This is a genomic window from Acinetobacter sp. BZX-2, from assembly GCF_055179795.1.
Genome location: NZ_CM143686.1, coordinates 3,507,174 through 3,523,495, shown reverse-complemented (window position 1 = coordinate 3,523,495; position 16,322 = coordinate 3,507,174). Strand labels below are relative to the sequence as shown.

The window sequence follows — 16,322 nt, the reverse complement described above, 5'->3', positions numbered from 1 at the left end:
TCCATACGACGCAAGGTGTCGTAACACTCAGAACTGGAAAAAATACCACTTAATAAAAGACGCTAAATATGTCAAAGTAACCGCATTCTAAAATGATGATTCTGGTTACTTTTTAACATGACTCAAGTACAGCTCCAAGAACTGCAAAAACAACTTTGGAATATTGCCAATACCCTACGTGGAAAAATGGGTGCAGATGAATTCCGTGATTATATTTTAGGACTTATCTTCTATAAATATTTGTCTGAAAAAGTGTTAAACAGTGCCAATGCTGAACTTGTCGATGAAGGCATTGTGTTTTCAGACTTAGATTCGAGCAATGAAGAACATCAAGAATTTTTAGAGGCACTTAAACAAGAAAGCCTAGAAAATATGGGCTATTTTCTTGAACCAAATCAGCTGTTTCACAGTATTGCTGTCAGAGCGAAGCAAGATGAGTTCATTTTAGATGATTTGATTCAGACCTTAAAAAGCATTGAGCAAAGTACGCAAGATGCAGATTCTGCCGATGATTTTGCACATTTGTTTGAAGACCTAGATTTAACGTCAACCAAGTTGGGTAACAACGCGAATGATCGTAATGAGCTGATTTCTAAAGTCATCATTCATTTAGATGCGATTGATTTTGATATTTCCAATACTGAATCTGATGTCTTGGGCGATGCTTATGAATATTTGATTGGTGAGTTTGCATCAGGTGCAGGCAAGAAAGCAGGTGAGTTTTATACGCCACAAATGGTATCGACGTTACTGGCACGTATTGTGACGCAAGGCAAGCAGCGTTTACGCAGTGTGTATGACCCGACGTGTGGTTCAGGTTCTTTGTTGCTTCGGGTAAAGCGTGAAGTTGGTAACCATGTCGATGCCATTTACGGGCAAGAGATGAATCGTACCACGTATAACTTGGCACGTATGAACATGATTCTGCATGATGTTCATTTTTCAAAGTTTGATATTAAACAAGAAGATACTTTAAAAAAACCACAGCATATAGGCATGAGCTTCGATGCGATCGTGGCAAATCCACCATTTTCAGCGGATTGGTCTGCCGATCCATTACTGATGAATGATGATCGTTTTAAAGCCTATGGCAAACTTGCTCCGAAAACAAAAGCAGATTTTGCATTTGTGCAGCATATGATTCATCACTTAGATGAGCATGGCACCTTAGCAGTCGTCTTACCACATGGGGTATTGTTTCGTGGTTCGAGTGAAGGCGTGATTCGTCAATATTTGATTGAAAAGATGAATGTGGTTGATACCATCATTGGTTTACCTGCCAATATTTTCTATGGAACGTCTATTCCGACGTGTGTATTGGTACTCAAGAAAAATCGTGAGCATCAAGACGATATTTTGTTTATCGATGCCAGCAATGAGTTTGAAAAGCAAAAGAATCAAAACAGGTTATTACCTGAGCATTTGGATAACATCCTTGGTGCATTTGAAAACCGTCAGGATATTGAGAAATATGCACATGTCGCTACTTTGAAAGAAGTCAAAGACAACGATTACAATTTAAATATTCCACGTTATGTCGATACTTTTGAAGCTGAGGATGAAATTGATCTCGATGCGATTGCACAACAATTGCAAGCATTGGAATTAGAGAGTAAAAAAACAGATGCAGTGATTGCAGATTTCTGTCAGGAGCTTGGAATTAACTCACCTTTTGGAGAGTCCAAGTAATGGACAATCAAGAAAATTTAATTATTTATCATACCGATGATGGTAAAGCCAAAGTTGCCTTGTATGCACGTGATGGCGACATTTTTATGAATCAGGCACAGCTTGCAGAACTTTTTAACACCTCTGTGCAAAATATAAGCAATCATATCCTAAATATATTGAATGAAAAGGAATTATTGGAAGATTCAGTTATCAAGGATTATTTGATAACTGCCACAGATGGCAAAGATTATACTGTTCGTTTTTATGCTTTGGACATGATTTTAGCCATTGGTTTTCGTGTGCGTAGTCAGCGTGGTACGCAATTCCGTAAATGGGCGAATACGCATTTAAAACAGTATCTAATCAAAGGTTTTGTGATTGACAATGATCGTCTAAAAAATCCAGATGGTCGGGTGGATTATTTTGATGAATTGCTTGAACAGATTCGAGATATTCGAGCTTCTGAAAAGCGTTTTTATCAAAAAGTGCGTGATTTACTGGCATTGTCTTCGGACTATGATTCGACTGATAAAGCCACACAGATGTTTTTTGCTGAAACGCAGAATAAATTGTTGTATGCCATTACTCAAAATACAGCGGCTGAGTTAATTCTTTCTCGTGCAGATGCAGATTTGCCGAATATGGGTTTGACCAGTTGGAAGGGAGCGATTGTCCGTAAGGGTGATATTGTAATTGCAAAGAATTATTTAAATCATGATGAAGTGGATAGCTTAAATCGTTTAACGGTCATTTTCCTAGAAAGTGCTGAGCTGCGTGTCAAAAGTCGTAAGGATCTCACGTTGAGTTTTTGGCGTAACAATATTGACCAATTGCTGATGTTTAATGATTTTCCTATTCTGCCTAATGTAGGCTCTCGCAGTCATGCGCAAATGGAAAAACAGGTTGAGCAGATTTATGATGTGTTTCATCTGAAGCGTAAACAGCTTGATGTTGTAAAAGCCGATGCGGATGATTTAGCGGATTTGGTTCAGCTTGAGCAAGATGTAAAAAAGAATAAGGAACAAAAATAATGACTACGCCAAAGTTACGATTTAAAGAGTTTGATGGGGGTTGGGTATTAAAGAAAATTGGTGAAATTGCCTCTAAAGTCGGTAGTGGAAGTACCCCTCGTGGTGGAGCAGAGGCTTATACAGATGAAGGTATTATTTTCATTAGAAGTCAAAATGTAAACAATGACCAGCTTTTATTAGATGACGTTGTATTTATTCCTGAAACTACTCATAAAAAAATGTCAGGCAGTAAAGTATTTGCAAATGATATTTTATTGAATATTACAGGTGCATCAATTGGACGTAGTTGTGTTGTTCCTAGTGTATTTTCTGAGGGAAATGTTAATCAGCACGTTTGCATTATCCGAACTCCAAATGATGATCCTATTTTTGTTCAATCATTTTTGAGTTCTGAAAATGGTCAAAATCATATCCAATCTAAACAAGTAGGTGGTGGGCGTGAAGGTTTGAATTTTCAGGCAATTCGTTCAATAGACCTTGCGATACCTTCAAAATCCGAACAAACAAAAATTGCCTCTTTTCTTTCTGTAGTGGATGAAAAGATTAGCCAACTCACCCAAGAACATGAGCTTTTAAGCCAATATAAACAAGGCATGATGCAAAAATTGTTTAGTCAGCAGCTTCGTTTTAAAGTGGATGATGGTAGTGAGTTTGGGGAGTGGGAGGAACAGACTTTAGGTAAAATTGTAAATTTTCATAATGGTAAGCGCATACCTTTAAGTGAAACTGAGAGACAAAATCGTCAAGGTACATACCGTTATTTTGGAGCATCAGGTGTTATTGATTATGTAGATGGCTATTTATTTGATGGTCAATATATTTTAATAGGTGAAGATGGTGCAAATATTTTAACTCGTTCTACAGCACTAGCTTTTGTTGTCCAAGGACAATTTTGGGTTAATAATCATGCACATATTTTCCAATCTAAAAGTGGCAATAATTTCTTTTTAGCTGCTTATCTAGAGAGCTTAAATTATGAAAAATTTAACTCAGGGACTGCACAGCCAAAGTTAAATTTAGAGAACCTAAAAAAAGTTCCTGTTCTTTATCCTTGCCTCGAAGAACAAACCAAAATTGCTAATTTTTTATCTGCCATCGACCAAAAGATTGAAGTTGTCGCTCAACAAATTGAACAAGCTAAACAGTGGAAAAAAGGCTTGTTACAGCAGATGTTTGTATAGGAAAAATCATGGGCTTAACCAATTCAGCATTTAAGCATTTTCAAAAAATTTTAAAAGAAGCTGAAAAGTTCAAATTCCCAATACGAGAAAAAACATTTTTCGATACAGCTATTCGTAACCATTACGAAAATCCGACCACTGAATTACTTGAATTCTTCTTAAATCCTCTAGAAACCCATGAGTTAGGTGAGGTTTTTTGGAAAGGATTCTGCGATGTTATTATTGCTGAAATCAAACTTTCACCTGAACAAACTCTAGGTCAGATTGAAAGTATAGAGCGTGAGTGTATGACTCATAGCAGTAATCGAATTGATTTGGTTATCGAAACAGATCTACACCTCCTTCTCATTGAGGCAAAAATTTATCATTCGCAAAATAACCCTTTTGAAGATTATGAAATATATGCAGAAAAGCGAGCAAATCACAAAAAAGTTTCAGGGTTTATTATTAGTATTTCAGGAAAAAGTGAAGCAAAAAATTGGTTTGGTATCTCGTATCAGCAATTAGTCAATGCAGTGCGCCCTTATCTTGCAGAGCAAATGCTGACAAATCCAATGAATAAATGGAATTTGTTTGCTCGTGAATTTCTATTACATCTTGAAAGCTATTATCAAATACAGAACTTAGATATGAACCGTGTCCAATTTATCTTTGAAAATTATCAAGAAATACAAGCTTTACAAAAACTAAGAATCAATACGATTAAAGAGGTCGTAGAGAACATTAGTCAACAATTAAATCAAAGTATTGAGGCGTATTTATCCAAGAACAAATATGAATCTTGGGGAGGTATCCGCTTTTACAATGAAAACTGGGGAAACTTGTCAAATACAACACTGCATATTCATGACTATAAGGGACGGACTGTATTTGATGTCACGACATATATTTTGAATCTTCCCACAGAAAAAGAAGAACAAATATTAATGATGTTAAAGACACAACAAGATTCAAGATTCTTAAAATGGCATATCGAAGGTGAGCGTAGTCAAAGCCAGCGTTGGTTGTGTGTCTTTTGGAGAGCACCTGAAAATACATTTGAAGCCATTGAAGCTTTAATACTTGAAAAAGCAAATTTACTCAATGTAATTGAAACTACTTTAAGAACTTAGGGTTTTATTTAAAGCATTAGAAATAAGGTGATAACATGGCAAATTGGTTAAATATGCCTTTCGATGCATTGGATGATCCAAAGCACATCGCAAGAGACGTTAGCCATGTTGGACATTGGGGAAATGGTGATTGTGAAATCGCCGTATCAGACACAGAAAATTTGGAATATATTCTGAGTTTGGTTAAACAATTATTCAAAGCCTGATGTTCTAAGTTCTTCCCAAATATCATGATTTTATCGCGTGTAAATGTAGAACAATTGATCGATCAATGCTATTTTGATAAAGCTGAATTGATATAGATCCGAAATTTATAAACAAATTGAAGAGATTGCAAAGTGAGTATCCAAAAAGAGCTTGAATTAGAAGCATTATTAATCGAACAATTACAGACTTTAGGTTATGAAAGGGTTCAGCTTCGTAATGAAACAGCTTTATTGGATAATCTGCGAAAACAAATACAGTATCTAAATCAAATTGCAAAACCATTTTCAGATACAGAGTGGCAGCAGGTTTGGCACTACCTGAGTAGCGAAACCACAATATTTAGAAAAGCAGAATTATTACGCAATCGTTGCCCAGTCAACTTCGATGATGGCACGGTGAAACACGTCCACTTTATCAGTGATCGGACTCAAGAAAATCTTTTCCAAGTTTCCAACCAGATTGTTGCAGATCACCGTGATCTGAATGGGCGCAGTAGTCGCTTTGATGTGACTTTACTCGTCAATGGATTCCCATTGGTACAAATTGAAGTGAAGAAACGTGGTGTAGAAATCAGCCAAGCGTTTAAACAAACTTTAGAATATGCCAAAACAGCATATAAATCAGGACAGGGTCTATTCGGTTTTATCCAGTGCTTTGTGATTAGTAATGGGGTGAACTGCCTGTACTATTCAAATGGCACACAAAATATTGAGTTTGCATTCCCATGGGCAGATGAAAACAATAAAAATATTAATGACCTGACTCAATTCACGGCTGCATTCTTAGCTCCGCAACATCTGACCAAGATGCTGACGCAATATATAGTCATGCATCAGTCTACCCATAGTTTGATGATTCTACGTCCGTACCAGATTTATGCGGTCGAAAAGATCATTGCGCATGTCAAAACCTCACAAGACAACGCCTATATTTGGCATACTACAGGATCAGGTAAAACACTCACCTCTTTTAAAGCCAGTCAATTACTGATCAAAAATCCTGAAATTCAGCGTGTGATTTTTGTGGTCGACCGAAAGGATCTAGATGGTCAAACTGCCGAAGAATTTAATAAATTCCGTGAAAACAGTGTAGACAGTACCACCAATACTGCAAATCTCGTTAGACAACTCCGTTCTTTGGATAATCGTTTAGTCGTAACAACCATTCAAAAGCTCAATAATGCAATTTCTAATGAGCGTTATGAACATGACATGGCTGCTCTTAAAGAGCAAAAGGTTATTTTTATTTTTGATGAATGCCACCGTAGTCAGTTTGGTGAAACCCATCAAAAAATTAAAAAATTCTTTAAAAATGCGCAAATGTTTGGTTTTACAGGTACACCAATTTTTAAAGAAAATAGCCACACGGTCGGTGGTGAAAAGTTTACAACGGAACACCTCTTCCCTGTACTGCTACACAAATATGTGATTGTTGATGCAATTCATGATCGTAATGTCTTGCCATTTCATATTGATTATTTAGGGCGCTTTGTTCATCAAAATGCAGAAGATGAAGCGGAACAGGAAAAAGTCGAAGATATTAATAAAAAAGAACTTTTTGAAAGTGAAGATCGCATTGAAAAAATTGTGCGTAAAATTATAGAAGCTCATCCAAGTAAGACTAAACAACGCCAATTTAATGCGATGTTTTGTGTATCCTCTGTTCCGAACCTGATTCAGTATTACGATAAGTTTGAACAAGTACAAGCTGAGTTATTGCAACAAGCACAGCAAAATAATGAACTGTATCAACCATTAAATATCGCTACAATCTTTTCTTATGCACAGGTTTCAACTCAGCAAGAGACTGATAACGATGGGGATTTTATTGCTGAAGAGGAAGTTGAAACACCTAAACACGTAGATACTGCTGCAGAGCAAAAATTAACCCAATACATTGGCAACTATAATCAGCTTTATCATACCAACTATAGCTTAGGCACAGGGTTTTATGATTATTATCAAAATATAAGCAGTCGATTTAAAGCTTATGGTACAGACAAAAATAAAGGCAAAGAGATTGATATTTTGCTTGTGGTAAATATGTTCCTTACAGGCTTTGATTCAAAATTATTGAATACCCTTTATGTCGATAAGAACTTAAAACATCACGGTCTCATTCAAGCATTTTCACGTACCAATCGGGTCTATACCGAGGCGAAGCCTTTTGGAAATATTGTCTGTTTTCGAAACCTTAAACAGGCGACAGATGAAGCATTGATTATGTTTTCGAATAAGGATGCACAAGACACCGTGATTGTGAAGCCTTATGAACAAGTCATACAACAATATGAGTCAGCTGTAAGGACATTATTCAGTATCGTACCCACGTGTCAGTCTGTGGATGATTTATATCGGGAAAGTGAAAAACTCTCTTTTGTTCATGCCTTCCGTGAAGTGATGAAGCTGAACAACCGTTTACGCATGTATTCGGAATATGACCAAGATACGACGTCATTAACCAAACAAAATTTTGAAGACTACTCTTCTAAATACAAAGATTTAGCCTTTATGTATCAGCGGGCTGATAACGCAGTAGAAAAATCTTCTGTATTGGATGAAGTCGATTTTCAACTCGATTTATTGTTTAGTGATCGCATCAATGTTGATTACATCATGGATCTACTTGGTCTAATCGCTAAAGAGAAGAATCAGGCTCAGCGAGAGAAGAGAATCAAACAGCTCAAAGAAATATTAAACAATGATATTTCCTTATACGATAAACGAGATTTGATTGAAAAATTTATCAATGAACAAATCCCGAAAATGGTTACAGGGCAAACCGTACGAGAAGCTTTTGCTACTTTCTGGGATACAGAAAAACAGCAAGCTTATGATCTATTTTGTCGTGATGAACAGTTGAAAAAAAATGAATTTCATAAGGTTGCCGATAACTTTAAGTTTACTGAGCGATTACCGCTTCTTCATGAAATTAAAGAGCTACCGATACAAAAGCCACCTTTGTTAAAGCGTAATCGTTACTTCTCAGAGCTTCATACAAAAATGTCTGATTTGTTAAGTCGTTATAATTTAAAAATATAAAATATTAGTGACCTTTCTTGGAAAGGTCTTTCAGAAAGCTTGTTTGCATACTTTTAAATATTGTGGGGAAATATGAGTTTATATACCGTAGATACAACAAACAAAAAATTAAAACCATTAGATGGTACTAAACTCAGTGAACAGCAACTCACAGAACGTTATGACTTACAAGAGTGGCTTGTTAGCCATCCAGAAGCATTAGGTGAAGAGTTATTAATTATTCAAAAGGAATATAATGGCTTTGATGGCACTGGTGAGCGATTAGATTTGTTAGCACTGGATACCCAAGGTCGATTAGTACTGATTGAAAATAAACGTGATGACAGTGGGCGTGATGCTGTCTGGCAAGCAATTAAATATGCATCCTATGTAGCTCCATTTACATCAGACGATATTGAAGATGTATATGTTAAATACTTGCTCAAGAATAAACCACAACTACCTGATTTAGATGATAATGCTTTTGATGGTGACCAAGTTCATAACACGGCGAAACTTTTAATCCAACGATTTTTAGATGAGAATCAAGAAACAGATACTCAAGTTGTTACATTAAATCCACGTAATTCTCAGCGTATCATTTTAGTTGCAGGTGAGTTTCGTAAGGAAGTTACGAATACGGCTTTATGGTTGATCGACCGTGAGATTGATGTGAAATGTGTAAAGGTGTCACCGTATATGCTAAGTGGTCAATTATTGGTAGACATTCAGCAAATCATTCCTGTGCCTGAAGCATCTGAATATATGGTGCGGTTAACTCGCAAAGATGCAGAGGAAACTACTGCTAAAATAAAGCGGACTGATAGTACAGATGTTCGTTATCAATATTGGGAACAATTATTGGGTTATTTCCTTCAGCAGAATAATACTTTGTATAACAATATTAGCCCTAAAACTGACCATTGGTTAAGTGCTGCAACAGGGGTGTCGCAATGTACGTATCATCTTATTTTTCTGCAAAAAGCATTACGAGTAGACATTGAATTTGCACGTAAGGATGCAATCGAAAATAAAAAGTTATTTGATTTCTTTTATGATAGAAAAGACGAAATTGAACGGAAATTTGGTCATGCTTTAAATTGGTTAAAATTAGAGGATAAGAAATCTTCGAGAATAGAATTTTGCATCGAAGTGGATGGGTACAGTCAAGAGCTTTGGCAAACACATACAGTGTGGCATTTGGAGCATATTCAAAAACTTGAATATGCATTTAGACCTTATATGATTGAGGCTTATCAAATTATTAAGTAGAAATGCTTATAATTTGAGGTAAAACAATGCAGGGCGAGCCTGTAAATTATTTTGTGTAAGTTCCATTTTTTATAAATGATCTTTTAATCGATCATCGAACTGAATCGTAAACCAATTCATTGCTAAACGCCAATTTTGAATTGGCATCGTCCATTTCTTCGCAGCATTTGATGTTGCTAAGTAAATGACCTTCTTTACTGAGTCATCAGATGAAAAGATTTTCCTCTTCTTCGTTGAATGGCGTATTACGCTATTCAACGACTCAATCGCATTTGTTGTATAAATTGCATGACGTATTTCGGCTGGATAGCTAAAGATCGTTCGGATATTTTCCCAATTGGCCCGCCAGGATTCTCCAATTTTGGGATACTGGTGATTCCATTGATCACAGAAGATGTCTAGGGACTTTAAAGCATTTTCCTCTGTACTTGCCTGATAAATCGCTTTCAGACCCGAGGTAACAGCCTTGTAGTCTTTCCAGCTTACAAATCTCAGGCTATTGCGTACAACATGCACGATACACAGTTGAATATCAGTATGAGGGTAAACGGAGGCTATCGCGTCAGGAAAGCCTTTTAATCCATCTACACAGGCAACAAGAATGTCCTGTACTCCTCGATTTTTTAGCTCTGTCATGACTGACAGCCAGAATTTGGCACCTTCTGTCTGAGCAATCCACATACCCAGTAATTCTTTTTGTCCATCCATATTGATGCCTAAAGCAAGGTATACGGACTTGTTAATCACATTGGAGTGCTGACGGACTTTGACAACAATACAGTCAAGATAGACAACAGGATAAAGGCTATCTAAGGCTCTATTTTGCCACTCAGTCACTTGCTCAATCACAGCATCGGTAACTTTGCTGATGAGAGATGCTGAGACATCGGCATCGTACATTTCTTTGAAGAAGGCTACAATTTCCCTATTAGTCATTCCTTTTGCATACAGTGAGAGGATTTGGTCATCCATACTGGTGATGCGTGTTTGGTGCTTTTTGATAATTTGTGGCTCAAATGAACCTTCTCGATCACGGGGAATATCTAAAGCCAGTTGTCCATCTTGAGTTGTAATGGTTTTAGAACTAAACCCATTACGGCTATTTGAGCCTTTCCTGGACTGATGCTTTTCATAACCGAGATGGTCTGAAAGTTCAGTATTGAGTGCAGTTTCAATCATGAATTTTTTAAAGACTGCTGTCATTTGGTTTAAGTCTTCTGGTGTTTTTAGACCTTTAGCCAATTCGGCAGCCATACTTTTGATTGTTGCTTCATCCATGTGAAGTACCTTTTGTAATTATCCTCTGAAGGATAAATGAAAATTAAGTACTTACACAAAATTTAGAACAGTCCCTGCAGGGCTGCTTTTAGTAACTTACATTGTATTAGTTCCGACTTGATCTGATAGTTCCCCATTTCTTTGTACGTCTGCCAGATTAAATTTTGATTTCATTCCATTTGCTTATTTATACTTTATTCCTATATTTTACTTTTCGATAAATCAAGTATTTGATGTATATTTTATTAAGATGAATCTATGAGTGGGAGATTTGCTTGGAACGGTTTAACAGCAAACTTTATGCATTACCAGCAAGAGAAGGTGATTGTTTACTATTTCAGTTCCAGAATCATAAGGGCGAGTATCGCCATATTTTGATTGATGGGGGAAATCGAACACAGTTAGATTTTAATAATTTAAAAAATACTATTCTTGAAATTTTAAAAAATGGGGGGAATGGGCAAATTGACTTAGTTGTTGTTACACATAGCGATGATGATCATATTTCTGGTATTTTAAAAATATTAGGTGATAATGAGTTAAATCAAAAAGTGAAAAAAATATGGTTTAATTCAGAAAGAACCATAAGTGACTTTTTAAAGAAAAAATGTAAAAATACACAGCGTTATACAGTTACTAGTAATAATAATAGAACAGTTAAATCATCTAGAATTCAAGATAATGATTTGTACAAAATACTTGATAAGGATGATAGATGGTACAAAGAGATAATTTTAGCAGGAAAATCAGAAATTATAGACAACTTAGAAATTACAGTTTTATCTCCATCTATTGATAATTTAAAAAAATTAAATTTATATTGGCCAACCCAAAAAAAACGGACAGTAAAGTCAAGTGCGACTAAAGAATTTGATTATAATATTACATTTAAGCAATTTGAAAAAAACATGCCTAAGTTTAAAGAGGATAGTTCTCCAGTAAATGGGGCAAGTATTGCATTACTACTAAAATGGGAAGATAAGAAATTTCTATTGTTGTCAGATGCACATCCAACAGTAGTAGTAAGTAGTTTGGAAGAGAAATATCAAGATAACTTGCCATTAGAAGTTGATGTATTCAAAGTTTCACATCATGGAAGTGCTAAAAATACAAGTGATAAATTACTTAATATGGTTGACTGCAAGAATTTTATCATTTCTGCAAATGCAAATAAAAAACACTATCATCCGAATAAAGAAACATTATGTAGAATATTGATTAATAAAGGGATAAGTAATACGGAATTTTATTTTACTTATTCAAATATTGACTTAAAAAGAATATTTAACGATTTACCAAGCGTAAATATGTTTTTCCCAACAAAACACGAAATAGGAGTTTGCTTTGAATATGAGCACTCAATTAGCAGATGAGCTTACGGTAAGAGTTCTTCACGAGGGGAAAAAAAGCAGCGGCTTTATTTATGCTAATACTACTCATACGTATATTTTTACAGCAAAGCATGCTGTTTGTACGAAAAGTGCTCAAGATTGCAGAGTTAGAAAGAATTTGAGGTGCGAGAAATGTGCATTAGCAAAATTTACGAAAACAAAAATTATAATTGATCGGCCTGATATAGCTAATTATGAACAGCTAAAAGTTCAGGAAGTTTTATTTTGTGAGGATAAGGATGTTGCAATATTGGTTGTTAAAGATGAATCTCATAAAAAATTACTAAATTTACCTAAAATTGAAATTGTTTCCACATTAGATCTTAAAAGTACTGATGAGTTTCTAAGTTGTGGTTATCCTAATATATCGGATCATGAAGAAACTCTACCGATTTCCTATACCAATTATGTTCCTTTTAGAAAAAGATTTAGTTTAAGGATCTTAAATGAAAGTATCGGGAATTTAGAAAGTTCTAAAGTTAATTTATCTGGTAATTCTGGTGCAGGAATTCTTCAAATCAAAGGAAATAAAGCATTATTACTTGGTATATATACTGATACTACAGGAATTGGTACAGGCTTTGGTGAAATTATTGATGAAAAATTAAATGATGTTCTGATTGCAAAAGGCTATCCAAAGCTTGAGCTTAAAAATAAAGCTAAAGGTTTTGAGACTTTAATAAAAAACAAATTTAAAGAATGTTTTTCTAAAATTGAACATGATATAAATTTAGAAGATAATAGAGAGTTAAATTTATATAGGTTAAATCTTAAGGGAAAGAGTTATAATTATGAATTTATTAATAAAAGAATAACGCATTGTATACCTTATTTTTCCCTTTCTAGGAAACAAATAAATCAAAGTATAGTAAATGATGAGTTTAATGCTGCAGTTATTCAAGGTGTTAAAGACTTTTTGAAGCTGGAGTCAAAGGATAAGATTCCAGAGATTCTTCTTCAAGGTTTTTTAGAAACCTATTGTGAAGCGCCTAGATTATATTCATCTCATCATAATGAAAGCTCAGCATTTCAAGGAGCACATATTAAATTTTCTAACATTTCTGATAAAAAAATAGAGATTATACATTGTATTGCATTATTCTCACCTATTTTGAAAAATTCATTTGGTCATGCAATACAATCTATAATAGATAAATATCCAGAAGTTAAACCTTATGGTGGACTAATTGATAATAGTTTTTTAGATGAAACTTATTCAGAGGAAGAAAGTAAAATTTTAGCTAAATTAATAATACCTAGTCAAGAAAATATCCTTAATAATTATACTGATAGGTTGGCAATATTTATTGGCTATGATAGAAAAATTGAAACGAGTTTAAAATTTTTACAACAGGGTGATTTCCAATTAGCTTTAGAGGAAATTATTGTTGAGGATTTGAAAGCTTCTATTAATGACTTAAAAAAAGAATTGGAAAAGATAAAAGTCTTAAAGGCAAGTATAGACTGTTTTTTTGTGCCTTTTGAGGACACCAATAAATTCAATCAAGATTTTTTTGAGAGCTTAAAGTGAAAAATTTAGGTCAATATATTTTTGAAGAAATACAGAAAAATGATTACTTTAAATCTATGAATGAACGGATTTTAAGAATTTATGCATCAAAAATAATAGATGATATTGATGATTATTGTTTTGATGAAATTGAGGAAGAAAATCTATTTAGATTTATAGATTTACTAGCCTCTACTGATAGCCAAAAAGCTCGTATGAAAGCTTATCACTTGATAAGTTTGTGTGAGCCATTTTTGAGTAAAACTGAAAGGTTTAAATTTTATTCATCATCAGTTTATTCAAAATTAGGTTTATATGCATTAAACATTGAGGAATCTCTATTGCCATTCGATAGGAGGTTTGAAATTGTAGCAAAGAAAAAAAATCAAAAAATTGATGAAAAATATATTTTAACCGATACTCAATATGAAATTTTTACAAGGATGGTAAAAGCACCTCATTTTAGTTTTAGCGGTCCTACTTCATTAGGAAAATCTTTTTTAATGCGCAGATATATAGAGCGAATAATAGAAAGAGGTAATGGCAATATTGTTGTTTTGGTTCCTTCTAAAGCTTTAATAAATCAGTTTTCAAGTGATATTAAGAGTGAGTTAGAAAACCTTATAAAAGAAAAAAACTATGTGGTTCAAACACATGGTAGTATTACAAATTACGAGGGAAAGTTTAACTTTATTTTTATATTAACACCAGAACGACTTCTTAGTCTTTTTGCAAAAAATAATAATATTAAAATAGATTTTTTATTCGTGGATGAAGCTCATAAACTTTCTTTTTCAGCCATAGATGATACGAGGAGTTTAACTGCTTATAGCGCGATTGATAAGGTTATTGAAAAATGTTCTAATGTGAAAATGGTATTTTCTTCGCCTAATATTGCAAATCCAGAGGTATTTTTAGAGTTGTTTGGTAAGGATGTAACTAACTCTATTAAAGTTGATGAAGCACCTGTGGCACAAAATCTTTATTTAATTGATTTTAAATTTAATAATGTGTTTTGTATATCTGAAGGGGAAAAAATAAAGTTGAAAATTGACATCTTAGAAACAGTAAGAAATCCAAATGATTTCATTTTTAATGTCGGCAAGGGAAATAGTGCTAATATGGTTTATTGCTCGTCAAAAGCAAAAGCAATAAATCACGCATTGGAATTTTATGATAAATTTGATAATTCTATAAAGATCTCAGAAAACATGAAAGAGGCTATTGATAAGATTTCATCTTTGGTACATCAAGAATATTATTTATGTAAGTTTTTAGAAAAAAGAATAGCTTATCATCATGGCCAATTACCACAAATTATTAGGAATATTGTAGAAAAACTTTTTAGAGAAGGAGAAATTGATTTTATTTTCTGTACGCCAACTTTGGTAGAGGGTGTAAATATGCCTACCAAAAATATTTTTATAAACTGCGATAGAAAGATAAGACTAAATAAAGGAAATACTCTTAATAATCCTAATAAAACAATAGCCTTTTGGAATTTAGCTGGTCGAGCGGGACGATATTGCAAGGAATTGTCTGGTAATATTTTTTGTATCCAAAATGATAGCTCTGAAAGATGGGAGGATCTTAGCATATTTGATAAAAGTGATAATGAAATACTAACGTCAATTGATAAGATAAATAATAAAAATGGCTTGAATCATCTTAAAGATTCACTTCAATTAAGTGACCCAAACAAAGAAAGTTCTAATAAAATATATGATTATTTTGCAAACTTAATGTCTATTGATGTTGTTAGATTTAAGGATGATTATAATGAAAGCTTCCTTTTGAGAAAAATGATAGATTTTAATAGGGATGAAGTAATTCATTTGGCAGAAGAAAACTCTAAAAGCATTGTTGATATACCATTTGAAATAGTTGATTCTTTCAAATCTTTGAATTTTGGTATTCAAAATAAGGTTTACAACTATATTCTTGAGGACCCTGATAGTCGTAAATTTCCTAAATTGGATTATGATAATATTAAAAATACTCTTGCTAAATTTTATAATCTTTATAATTGGGAGGTTGTTGAAAGTGATAATATAAAATCTTTTTTACAATTAGATTACTATGCAGTAATTATGTCAAAGTGGGTTTCTGGAATTTCTTTAAATATAATGATTAATGATGAATTGAAAAGAAAAGAGATTATATACTTAGATAGAAATATGCCACCTGTTGATTTTGATAGAGGAAATTTAGTTCATGTGAATCATGTTATTGATAAGCTACTTTTCGATATTGAAAATATATTAACATTTGTATTTGAGAAGTATTTTAACCACTATTATAAATGTTTAACAAATATTTTGGGTGAAGACAATGCTGGGCATAACTGGTCTACATATTTGGAATATGGTACGAAAAATCCAGTAGAAATTGGATTGCAAAATTTAGGTCTTTCAAGGCTTACTGCCCATAATATTGTAGAAAATAAAACTCTATTAAATTTTATTTCCTTTAATGAATTAAAAAATGAAATTGTGAGTATTAATAAGTTAGCATTACTTGAAAACATTGAATCTAACTCATTAGAGTATGATGAAGTTTCAATGTTTTTATAATTGAGCTTTAATTAAACATTAGATTTCAGTGTAAATTGCATAGAAATTCTGTGAGTGATCACTTAACTTTTTGTTT

General features: G+C 33.7%; 10 protein-coding genes and 1 pseudogene. 10 read left to right on the top strand and 1 reads right to left on the bottom strand.

The genetic code is table 11. The features are described from left to right. Positions 1-117: 117 nt before the first annotated feature. The 7 genes and pseudogenes from ACY45D_RS16555 to ACY45D_RS16525 all read left to right on the top strand — a co-directional run bounded on the left by ACY45D_RS16555 (position 118) and on the right by ACY45D_RS16525 (position 9,494). Positions 118-1,689 carry a type I restriction-modification system subunit M gene (locus ACY45D_RS16555; RefSeq protein WP_463107686.1) on the top strand — a complete coding sequence of 524 codons (1,572 nt, stop codon included), beginning with the start codon at positions 118-120 and terminating at the stop codon, positions 1,687-1,689. Continuing rightward, entirely contained in the window at positions 1,689-2,702 is a 1,014-nt protein-coding gene (locus tag ACY45D_RS16550; protein WP_463107685.1) for a virulence RhuM family protein, read from the top strand. Before ACY45D_RS16555 ends, ACY45D_RS16550 begins: the two co-directional genes overlap by 1 nt. Beyond that, a complete protein-coding gene (locus ACY45D_RS16545; protein WP_463107684.1) occupies positions 2,702-3,883 on the top strand; it encodes a restriction endonuclease subunit S in 1,182 nt (393 codons plus the stop codon). The genes ACY45D_RS16550 and ACY45D_RS16545 overlap by 1 nt, the downstream gene beginning before the upstream one ends. An 8-nt stretch (positions 3,884-3,891) precedes the next feature. After that, positions 3,892-4,995: a PD-(D/E)XK nuclease family protein gene (locus ACY45D_RS16540; protein WP_463107683.1), complete on the top strand. Its 1,104-nt coding sequence runs from the start codon at positions 3,892-3,894 to the stop codon at positions 4,993-4,995. A gap of 44 nt (positions 4,996-5,039) precedes the next feature. After that, positions 5,040-5,201 (top strand): annotated as a pseudogene (locus ACY45D_RS16535) (hypothetical protein); the annotation flags it as partial. 132 nt (positions 5,202-5,333) lie between these two features. Further along, positions 5,334-8,243, top strand: coding sequence for a type I restriction endonuclease subunit R (locus ACY45D_RS16530; RefSeq protein WP_463107682.1), 2,910 nt, complete (start codon positions 5,334-5,336; stop codon positions 8,241-8,243). Positions 8,244-8,315: 72 nt separating this feature from the next. After that, positions 8,316-9,494 carry a DUF4268 domain-containing protein gene (locus ACY45D_RS16525; RefSeq protein WP_463107681.1) on the top strand — a complete coding sequence of 393 codons (1,179 nt, stop codon included), beginning with the start codon at positions 8,316-8,318 and terminating at the stop codon, positions 9,492-9,494. A gap of 69 nt (positions 9,495-9,563) precedes the next feature. Here ACY45D_RS16525 and ACY45D_RS16520 read toward each other — a convergent pair whose 3' ends face one another. Next, positions 9,564-10,772 carry an IS256-like element ISAba26 family transposase gene (locus tag ACY45D_RS16520; RefSeq protein ID WP_005202188.1) on the bottom strand — a complete coding sequence of 403 codons (1,209 nt, stop codon included), beginning with the start codon at positions 10,770-10,772 and terminating at the stop codon, positions 9,564-9,566. A 275-nt stretch (positions 10,773-11,047) separates the two neighbouring features. On the opposite strand from ACY45D_RS16520, the gene ACY45D_RS16515 reads away from it, so the two are divergent. From ACY45D_RS16515 to ACY45D_RS16505, 3 genes are read left to right on the top strand one after another with little or no spacing between them, the layout of a single operon-like run. Next, positions 11,048-12,145, top strand: a complete 1,098-nt coding sequence (locus ACY45D_RS16515) for a ComEC/Rec2 family competence protein (RefSeq protein ID WP_463107680.1) — start codon at positions 11,048-11,050, stop codon at positions 12,143-12,145. Next, the gene (locus ACY45D_RS16510) at positions 12,123-13,694 is read left to right on the top strand and encodes a Hachiman antiphage defense system protein HamA (protein ID WP_463107679.1); all 1,572 of its coding nucleotides are present in this window, start codon (positions 12,123-12,125) and stop codon (positions 13,692-13,694) included. Before ACY45D_RS16515 ends, ACY45D_RS16510 begins: the two co-directional genes overlap by 23 nt. Then, positions 13,691-16,246 carry a DEAD/DEAH box helicase gene (locus ACY45D_RS16505; protein WP_463107678.1) on the top strand — a complete coding sequence of 852 codons (2,556 nt, stop codon included), beginning with the start codon at positions 13,691-13,693 and terminating at the stop codon, positions 16,244-16,246. The genes ACY45D_RS16510 and ACY45D_RS16505 overlap by 4 nt, the downstream gene beginning before the upstream one ends. Positions 16,247-16,322: the final 76 nt, after the last annotated feature.